The sequence below is a fragment of the Sphingobium sp. BHU LFT2 genome (assembly GCF_018604485.1).
GTDB lineage: Bacteria > Pseudomonadota > Alphaproteobacteria > Sphingomonadales > Sphingomonadaceae > Sphingobium > Sphingobium yanoikuyae_A.
This window is the reverse complement of record NZ_JAFCGW010000108.1, coordinates 1-268: the sequence shown is the minus strand read 5'-3', so window position 1 is coordinate 268 and position 268 is coordinate 1. Positions and strand designations below refer to the sequence as shown.

The window sequence follows — 268 nt, the reverse complement described above, 5'->3', positions numbered from 1 at the left end:
TCGCTCAAGAAGGCGTCGAGGCCTTCCTCGGCAAGTAAGATGCCAAAACCCCCAGCAAACCGTCAGTAGCCGCGGTCCTCACCGGATGCGTACGGCGGATCTGGCGGTTTACGCCCTGAACGACAACACCGCCTTGGGGATATCCGAGGCGGCGTGTGTGTGTGTGTTGTGGGTTTGGTTGCGGGAGTAGGATTTGAACCTACGACCTTCAGGTTATGAGCCTGACGAGCTACCGGGCTGCTCCATCCCGCGACACTGGGCTTTTGTG

The 268-nt window shown here is 59.3% G+C and carries 1 tRNA gene; it reads right to left on the bottom strand.

Annotated elements, in window-relative coordinates:
* Positions 1-175: 175 nt before the first annotated feature.
* A tRNA-Met gene (locus tag JQK15_RS26700) sits at positions 176-252 on the bottom strand.
* Between the last annotated feature and the right edge of the window lie 16 nt (positions 253-268).